The organism is Enterobacter sp. PGRG2, from assembly GCF_030291195.1.
Lineage (GTDB): Bacteria > Pseudomonadota > Gammaproteobacteria > Enterobacterales > Enterobacteriaceae > Enterobacter_D.
In genome coordinates, this window is record NZ_CP127837.1 from 2,705,407 (window position 1) to 2,714,292 (window position 8,886).

Here is an 8,886-nt window from a genome sequence, read left to right on the forward strand (position 1 = left end):
CCCCTCTCCCTGTGGGAGAGGGTTAGGGTGAGGGGAGTTAAACCCGCGTACCCCACAGATCGTACTCGTCGGCGTTTTCCACTTTCACACGGATCACATCCCCCGGCTTCACGTTAGTTTCGCCGTTCAGGTACACCGCGCCGTCGATTTCCGGGGCATCCGCCATGCTGCGGCCAATCGCGCCTTCTTCATCCACTTCGTCGATGATCACCATGATTTCGCGGCCCACTTTCTCCTGCAGACGTTCAGCAGAGATCTGCTGTTGCAGCTGCATAAAGCGGTTCCAGCGCTCTTCTTTGATCTCTTCCGGCACCTGGTCCGGCAGCTCGTTGGCGGTTGCGCCTTCAACCGGGCTGTATTTGAAGCAGCCCACGCGATCCAGACGCGCTTCGGTCAGGAAATCCAGCAGCATCTGGAAATCTTCTTCCGTTTCGCCCGGGAAGCCGACGATAAAGGTCGAGCGCAGGGTCAGTTCCGGGCAGATTTCACGCCACTGTTTGATACGCGCCAGCTGGCGGTCAACGGAGCCAGGACGCTTCATCAGCTTCAGAATTCGTGGGCTGGCGTGCTGCAACGGAATATCCAGGTACGGCAGGATTTTGCCTTCCGCCATCAGCGGGATCACATCGTCCACATGCGGGTACGGATACACATAATGCAGACGTGTCCAGACGCCCAGCTTCGACAGCTGTTCGCACAGGCTGACCATGCTGGTCTTCACCGGCTCGCCGTTATAGAAACCGGTGCGGTGCTTCACGTCAACGCCGTAGGCGGAGGTGTCCTGAGAGATCACCAGCAGCTCTTTCACGCCCGCGTCCACCAGACGTTTCGCTTCCGCCAGCACGTCGCCAATCGGACGGCTGTCCAGGTCGCCGCGCATCGACGGAATAATGCAGAAGGTGCAACGGTGGTTACAGCCTTCGGAAATTTTCAGGTAAGCGTAATGGCGCGGCGTCAGCTTCACGCCCTGTTCCGGCACCAGGCTTAAGAACGGGTTATGCTTCGGCTTCGGCACATAGTGGTGCACGTGTTCCAGCACCTGCTCATAGCTGTGCGGGCCGGTGATTTCCAGCACCTTCGGGTGCACTTCGCGGATCTGATCCACTTTCGCGCCGAGGCAGCCGGTGACTATCACCTTGCCGTTTTCAGTCAGGGCTTCGCCGATGGCTTCCAGCGACTCCTGGACCGCGCTGTCGATAAAACCGCAGGTGTTCACGATCACCATATCGGCGTCGTCGTAATTAGGCACCACATCGTAACCTTCAGTGCGCAACTCTGTCAGGATGCGTTCAGAATCCACCAGGTTTTTCGGGCAGCCGAGGGAGACGAAGCCAATACGGGGTTGTTGCATGCTCATACGCTCACAAAGTAAACAGGAAAATAAAAACCGGGCGATTTTACACGGGTTTTGGGCGGCGCTCTACTTCTGATTCGGGAGGGCGAAGGTTTTCACAGGTTAATGCACGGTAAAAAAATGTTAACAAGACTACAATTATTGATCTGGTGCATGTATCTGGCTAAAAAGTGAACTTAAGATAAATTTACACCCTGTTTGATGAGTGAGAGGAGGAAGGCGATGAACGTTGACAGGCTTCAGTTCCATCTGATGGAGAAACTGACCCACGCCAGACTCGAACTGGCCGCTTACGTCCAGCTTCTTAAGGCGAAAGGCTATATGTCGGTCAGCGAAAGTAATCAATTACGTGACAACTTCTTTAAGCTTGCCACTGAAATACGCGATCTGGCGGAACAGCCATCTGCCCCCTGGACCCGTCATGAGTGGGAAGCGTTGCGACTTGCGGAGGGCGCATTGTCCTCTGCGGCGGTTTGCCTGATGAGCGGCCATCACGACAGCCCGACCTTTATCGCGGTTAATGCCGATAAACTTGACCGCTGCCTGAATGCCCTGAACACCTGCATTGATGGGCTGGACGAGCATACTTCCCTCGAAGAGGCCTGATCCCCGGGGGGAGGCGACTCCCCCTTCAGTTTGCTGAAGTTAAAGCTTTTGTAAAAGTCAAAGCGCAGCCGTCCTGACTGGCTAACCTTTATCCAGTGCGATTAAAGGAGAGCAATATGCGCCGTTCCCCCCTGCTGGTCATTCCTGCCCTGTTATTGAGCACATCAATATTTGCCGCCCCTGCGCCGGTCAAGGTTGATGTCCTGCAAACCAAACTTGATCACCCCTGGTCGCTGGCGTTTTTGCCGGACAACAAGGGCATGCTCATTACCCTGCGCGGCGGCCAGTTACGCCACTGGCAGGAAAACGGCGGCCTGTCGGATCCGATAAGCGGCGTACCCCGCGTCTGGGCTAACGGCCAGGGCGGGTTACTGGATGTGGCGCTGGCACCGGATTTTGCCAGTTCCCGCCGCGTCTGGCTGAGCTACGCCGAAGCCGACAGCGACGGCAATGCCGGTACAGCGGTAGGCTACGGCAAACTGAGCGACGATCTTAAGCGGCTGGAGAATTTCCAGACGGTGTTCCGCCAGACGCCAAAACTCTCCACCGGCAACCATTTCGGTGGACGGCTGGTATTTGATGGTAAAGGGCATCTGTTTATCGCGCTGGGGGAAAATAACCAGCGACCCACGGCGCAGGAGCTGGACAAACACCAGGGCAAACTGGTGCGCTTAACCGAGGACGGCCAGGTGCCGGAAGATAATCCGTGGGCCGGTAAAGCCGGTGCGCGGCCGGAAATCTGGTCGTACGGCATTCGTAACCCGCAGGGCATGGCGATGAATCCCTGGAGCAACGCCCTGTGGCTGAACGAGCACGGCCCGCGCGGCGGCGATGAAATCAATATTCCCGAACGCGGCAAAAACTACGGCTGGCCGCTGGCGACCCACGGCATTAACTACAGCGGGCTGAAGATCCCGGAAGCGAAGGGCGAGATCGTGGAAGGCACCGAGCCGCCGATCTTTTACTGGAAGCAGTCCCCGGCGGTAAGCGGTATGGCGTTTTATAACAGTCCGACCTTCCCGCAGTGGCAGAACAAACTCTTTATCGGCGCGCTGAAGGACAAGGACGTGATCGTCATGAGCGTGAACGGTAATAAAGTCAGCGAAGACGGGCGCATTCTCGGCGATCGCAATCAGCGTATCCGCGATGTGCGCGTCGGGCCGGACGGGTATCTCTACGTGCTGACCGATGAGTCTGATGGCGAGCTGCTGAAAGTCAGCCCGCAGACCTGATTTGCGCGCCAGCAGTACCGGCGCGCAGGGAAGGTTAACGCATCACGCGTTTCAGGATGCGGTTGGCCTGCTGTTCAAAATCGCTGGCCGCGTCCTCGACGCTCATTTTGCCGTAGTCGATCTTTTCACGTACGGCGGTAAAGAGCGCGCCAAACTGCATATCTTCCATATAGGGGGTGGCGACAAAGTTATTCGGCAGGGCGTAGGACTGCAACAGCCCGGCGATCACCGGATCGCTGTCCTGCAAAATGCCTTTTTCCCGCAGCAGTTTATCCGCCGCCTGACTCAAAGGCGCGCCGCGCTCCAGCCCCACCGGGATCACGCCTTCCGGCTCGTTCACCAGAAAGTTCAGAAGCAGCGCCGCCTCTTTCGGGTGCTTCGTGGTCCGGCCTATCGAGTACATGATCGCCGTTTTCCGGAACTGTCCGGCATCTTTCGCCCCTGGCAACAGTGGATAGGGGCCTGGCACCAGATCGGCGGGATTTTTCAGCGTCACGCTCTGGGACGGGTAGAGCACGTTCCAGTTATAGCTGCCCGCCCATTCGCCCTCCATCCAGGGTTTCAGCTCATAAATCGGCGTGCTTTTCGCGCCGTAGGAGGCCAGCACTTTGGTATCGGGCAGTACATGGTTATCCACCAGCTTTTTATAGAAACCGAATGCCCTGGTAAGATCGGCCCGATCCCAGGCCAGACGTTTTCTGTTTACGTCGATCATCGGCTTTTGATCCTGCTGATACATCCACGAAAACACCAGCAACATACAGTCCTGCTCGCCGACGTAGATCGGATAGGCGTTATCGCCGAGCTTTTCCTTAAATACCGCCCCTGCCGCCAGCAGTTCATCCCAGCTTTTCGGCAGCGGCAGCCCGGCTTTCTGCCAGCTGGCCTGATTGTAATAAAAGCCCATTACGTTGGTGGACAACGGCAGGGCGTTGAGCTTGCCGTTAACCGTGGTGGTGGCCAGCGCGGCAGGGGAAAACTGTTTTAGATCGAGCGTACCCGCAAGCTTATTGAGATCGTAAAAGCCATCGCCTTTTCTGGACATCAGAGTCAGCCAGTTCCAGTTGGTCTGGATCAGATCGGCTTCCGTTCCGCTGTTGATCTGCGTGGTCAGTCGTGAGAAGTAGCCTTCCCAGCCGGTATATTCCGCTTTTATTTTAATGTCCGGATACTTCGCTTCGAAAGCCTGCAGGGCGGCGAGCGTCGCCTGATGGCGATCCTTGCCGCCCCACCAGGAGAAGCGCAGCGTCACCGCATCGGCGCTGAACGCGGGGGCCACCGCGCTGGCGCAGCAACAGGCAATAAGGAGAGGTAAGAGTCTTTTCATGATTCACTCCTCATTACCGAAGGCGTACTGCTGGATCTGCTGCTGGCGGGCGGTCAGGCGTTTGACAAGGTGCATCTCCTGCTCGCGCCAGGGTTCGCCTTCCGGCGTCAGCACATCGTGAAACCACAGCGACTGCGGATCCGGATGGGTTTTATTCACCCCCGGCCACGGCAGCCAGGTCTGGGTTTTGCCCTGCACCAGCCCCCAGTGATAACAGCCGGTCTGATAGAGGCTGAACAGCGGCAACTGCTCGCTGAACACGCAGCCGGTATGACGTGAAAGCCACTCGGTGCACAGCACGGGCCGGTCGTACTGCGCCAGCGAATGCAGGATCTCCAGCTGCATCATGGTCGGCGCGTAGGCGTGATAAGTGATGATGTCCGACTGCTCCAGCGCCGCGATATCAATGGGATGCAGAAAGGCTTTGTTTGCCGCCACGTCCGCATGCCATGCGCCAATGGTGAGCGGCTGAACGGGATCCACATCCCGCGCCCAGTCAAACGCGCGATAGACCAGCTCCAGCGCAAAGCCCTCCAGCGCCTCGTCATATTCGGCATATTCGACCGGCGAGACGAACAGCCCGCGGTTGCCGGGTTCGTTATAGAGATCCCAGATAGTGATGCGATCATCGTCGCCAAAGCTGCCGATCAGGTCGCGCACGTAGGCTTCGACGCGCGGCCACTGGCCTGGATCCATGACGATTTTGCGTCCGGGGCTGGCCGCCGCCTGGCTGTTATGCACCGCCGGTCTGGGGGGCTTTTGCGGCCCGGTGAACGGCTCATCGCCGGAAAATGCGCAGTCGTCCATCAGCGTCAGCATGACTTTCAGACCGTGGCGGGCGGCCAGGCTGAGAAAGGTATCAATACGCGACAACAGGCCATCGCGGTCACTTTCCCAGACGATAAACGGCAGATTGGTGCGCAGACTGTTATAGCCGTAGCGCTCCGCCCAGCCCAGTTCCTCATCAATGGTGATCGGATCGAATGTGTCCGCCTGCCACATCTCCGTCCAGTTTACCGCCGTGCGCGGCAGATAATTAAAGCCGCAGGCCCAGCCGTGTTGCTGATACCAGCCTTTTGCCTGCTCACTACTCCAGCGTGTTCTCATAACGTCCTCCCTGGTTGAATATTATTAGCTAATATTTATTAGTGCGCGCAAATAGTGAGCGTTTTTACGTCCCGATACTGTTATTCCATTCACAAAACAGCGAGCCGGAAGAAGGCGCCTGATGTGATATAGTCAGCCGGGGCATGAGGACGGAAAATGCAGAAGAAAAATAAAATTACCATGAGCGATATTGCCTGCCTGGCGGGCGTTTCCCAGGCGACGGTATCGCTGGTGCTGAATAACAGCCGCACCATCCGGCTGAGCGACGCCACAAGAGAGCGCGTGTTTGATGCCGCGAAAACGCTGGGTTATCAGAAGCTGGCGGTGCAGCACCGCCCGGAAGGGCAGGAGGAAGTGGCGCTGCTGGTGAGCGGTATGCCCGGCTACGATCCCTTTGGCGATGCGCTCAGTGAAGCCAGCGCCTGTGCCTGGCAGCACGATACGCTGTTGTCAGTGTACGATTACGGCGAGGACAGCGAGCTGGCGCGGCATATCCTGCGTCAGCTGGCCAGCCGCCGTTGCGCCGGGGTGATTTTTGCAAGCCCCGTGACGCGCCCCTTTGATTTCTCGCCGTTCGAGGGCGTGTGCGACTTTCCGGTCGTGCTGCTTAATCAGTACGACCAGCAGCGCCCGCTGCTGCCCACCTTTTTACCCGACGATCGCGCCAACGCCTGCCAGATAACACAGCATCTACTGGATCAGGGGGTCACCCGTATCGCCCATATTTCCGGTGATGAATGGATGGATGCCAGCAAGGAACGTCTCGAAGGCTATGAGCAGACGCTGCGCCACGCCGGGATCGAACCGGATGCGGCGCTGGTGCATAAAACCGACTGGTCGCTGAACGCGACTTTTGCCGCCACGCTGGAACTGATGCAGCTGCCGCAGCCGCCGCAGGCGATCTTCTGCGCCAGCGACTGGATGACGCTCGGCTGCTATCAGGCGCTCGCCACGCTGGGGAAACGTATTCCGGAAGATGTGCTGGTATGCGGCTACGACGATCAGCGCATTTCGCATCAGCTGACGCCGATGCTCACCAGTATACAGCTGGCCTATAACGAACTGGGCAGAATGGCGGTGGAGTATCTGTGCGCCGGGGAAGATGCCGCGGCGCACATTAAGCTGGTGGGAAAATTGCAGGTTCGCGCCAGCAGTCAGCGCATCAGGTGATCGGGATCATCACCACGCTCTGCACCGTCGGGCGCTCGCACAGCTGCTGGTACCAGCGCGTCAGGTTCGGGCGCGGCGTCCAGGCGGTGTGCACATTCAGCAGGCTGTAAACAAAGGGCGCGAGGGCAATATCCCCCAGACCAAACTCCTTGCCGGAGAACCACGGCGTGCTGGCCAGCGCCTCGTCGAGGATGCCGAGCAGGCCATCACAATCGGCAATCGCCTCGTCAATGGCTGCCCGATCGCGCTGCTCCGGCGGGGTTCTCACCAGTCCTTTAAGGATCACGCTGTGGCGGGGCGCCAGCGTAGTCGCTGACCAGTCCATCCACTTTTCCGCCTGCGCACGGGCAGCCGGGGCGTCGATCCATAAGCGTCCCTGACCATACTGCGCGGCCAGAAAACGCACGATGGTATTGGATTCCCACAGCACGCTGTCGGTTTCGTCATCGCGCAGCAACGGCACCAGACCGTTCGGGTTCATCGCCAGGTATTCCGCATCATGATTCAGGCCGTACTGTAAACCGGCCAGAATTTGCGTGTAAGGAAGTTCAAGCTCTTCCAGCGTCAGGCGGACTTTTTTGACGTTGGTGGAATTATTTCGGCCCCACAGGGTAATCATATAAATTCCTTCTCGGTGGACAGCGGGAACGCGCGCCAGGCACGTCTGATCCTCTATGTTGAAATAAATTTAACATTCAGGCAACGACTTACAAAAAAAATCCTCCACTTGCGGCATCGATCCCGTAATTTGCATAAACTTTAAAAAACTTTACCGGTTAATGATTGGTTTCCATGCCTGAGTACGTTATTACTCACCGTTTATTGCGAAGCGGTGACGTGACGCGATTTGTTTTGAATGGATACACGGGTGGCATTTATGACGCATTTCGCTTTATCCCTGCGTAGCCTGGCGGCGGGCTCTGCGCTGTTATTTCTTTTCTCCCCTTCGCTGTATGCGGTTGAACAGGTTCCGGCGGCACCGGCAGTGGATGCCCGCGCCTGGATACTGATGGACTACGCCAGCGGTAAAGTGCTGGCGGAAGGCAACGCCGACGAGAAGCTCGATCCGGCCAGCCTCACCAAGCTGATGACCAGCTATGTGGTCGGACAGGCGCTGAAGGCGGGAAAAATTCATCTTAACGATATGGTGACGGTAGGCAAAGACGCCTGGGCGACAGGCAACCCGGCGCTGCGCGGCTCGTCGCTGATGTTCCTCAAGCCTGGCGATCAGGTGCCGGTTTCCGAACTGAATAAAGGCGTGATCATCCAGTCCGGCAACGATGCCAGCATCGCCATCGCCGACTACGTGGCGGGCAGCCAGGATTCCTTCGTCAGCCTGATGAACAACTATGCAAAACGGCTGGGGCTGACCAATACCACCTTTAAAACCGTGCACGGTCTGGATGCGCCAGGGCAGTTCAGTACCGCCCGGGATATGGCGCTGCTCGGCAAAGCGCTGATCCACGATGTGCCGGAAGAGTACGCCATCCATAAAGAGAAAGAGTTTACCTTCAATAATATTCGCCAGCCGAACCGTAACCGTCTGCTGTGGAGCACCAACCTGAATGTCGACGGCATGAAAACCGGCACCACGGAAGGGGCGGGCTATAACCTGGTGGCCTCCGCGACCCAGGGCGACATGCGCCTGATTTCAGTGGTGCTGGGCAGTAAAACGGATCGCATCCGCTTTAATGAATCTGAAAAGCTGCTGACCTGGGGCTTCCGCTTCTTTGAGACCGTCACGCCAATTAAGCCGGATGCGACTTTTGTCAGCACCCGCGTGTGGTTTGGCGACAGCAAAGAGGTGAAGCTGGGGGCAGGGGAAGCCGGGTCGATTACCATTCCGAAAGGTCAGTTAAAGAACCTGAAAGCGACCTGGACACTGACCGAGCCGCAGCTGACCGCGCCGCTGAAAAAGGGCCAGGTGGTGGGCACGATCGATTTCCAGCTTAACGGCAAAGTGATTGAACAACGGCCACTGCTGGTAATGGAAGCGGTGGAAGAGGGCGGTTTCGTCAGCCGGATGTGGGACTTTGTGCTGATGAAATTCCACGAGTGGTTTGGCAGCTGGTTCTCGTAACCGGACCGGT

8 protein-coding genes are annotated in these 8,886 nt (G+C 57.7%); 4 read left to right on the forward strand and 4 right to left on the reverse strand.

From position 1 onward, the window contains the following. Positions 1–37: 37 nt before the first annotated feature. The gene (gene rimO / locus QRD42_RS11925; RefSeq protein ID WP_412175879.1) at positions 38–1,351 is read right to left on the reverse strand and encodes a 30S ribosomal protein S12 methylthiotransferase RimO; all 1,314 of its coding nucleotides are present in this window, start codon (positions 1,349–1,351) and stop codon (positions 38–40) included. 225 nt (positions 1,352–1,576) lie between these two features. Between rimO and QRD42_RS11930 the strand changes: the two genes are divergently transcribed. Continuing rightward, positions 1,577–1,960: a biofilm formation regulator BssR gene (locus QRD42_RS11930; RefSeq protein WP_321987204.1), complete on the forward strand. Its 384-nt coding sequence runs from the start codon at positions 1,577–1,579 to the stop codon at positions 1,958–1,960. 116 nt (positions 1,961–2,076) lie between these two features. Further along, a complete protein-coding gene (locus tag QRD42_RS11935; RefSeq protein ID WP_321987205.1) occupies positions 2,077–3,192 on the forward strand; it encodes a PQQ-dependent sugar dehydrogenase in 1,116 nt (371 codons plus the stop codon). A 34-nt stretch (positions 3,193–3,226) separates the two neighbouring features. Here QRD42_RS11935 and QRD42_RS11940 read toward each other — a convergent pair whose 3' ends face one another. Together QRD42_RS11940 and QRD42_RS11945 are read right to left on the reverse strand one after the other, a co-directional pair. Beyond that, the gene (locus QRD42_RS11940) at positions 3,227–4,522 is read right to left on the reverse strand and encodes an ABC transporter substrate-binding protein (RefSeq protein ID WP_415877740.1); all 1,296 of its coding nucleotides are present in this window, start codon (positions 4,520–4,522) and stop codon (positions 3,227–3,229) included. After that, complete coding sequence (locus QRD42_RS11945) at positions 4,523–5,626, reverse strand: cellulase family glycosylhydrolase (protein WP_318363539.1); 1,104 nt, start codon at positions 5,624–5,626, stop codon at positions 4,523–4,525. Between the two features lie 156 nt (positions 5,627–5,782). On the opposite strand from QRD42_RS11945, the gene QRD42_RS11950 reads away from it, so the two are divergent. Beyond that, entirely contained in the window at positions 5,783–6,796 is a 1,014-nt protein-coding gene (locus tag QRD42_RS11950; protein ID WP_321987207.1) for a LacI family DNA-binding transcriptional regulator, read from the forward strand. Here QRD42_RS11950 and QRD42_RS11955 read toward each other — a convergent pair. Beyond that, complete coding sequence (locus QRD42_RS11955; protein ID WP_072567972.1) at positions 6,789–7,415, reverse strand: glutathione S-transferase family protein; 627 nt, start codon at positions 7,413–7,415, stop codon at positions 6,789–6,791. The genes QRD42_RS11950 and QRD42_RS11955 overlap by 8 nt on opposite strands. Positions 7,416–7,673: 258 nt before the next feature. Between QRD42_RS11955 and dacC the strand changes: the two genes are divergently transcribed. Further along, entirely contained in the window at positions 7,674–8,876 is a 1,203-nt protein-coding gene (gene dacC / locus QRD42_RS11960; protein WP_318375726.1) for a serine-type D-Ala-D-Ala carboxypeptidase, read from the forward strand. The last annotated feature ends 10 nt before the right edge of the window (positions 8,877–8,886 follow it).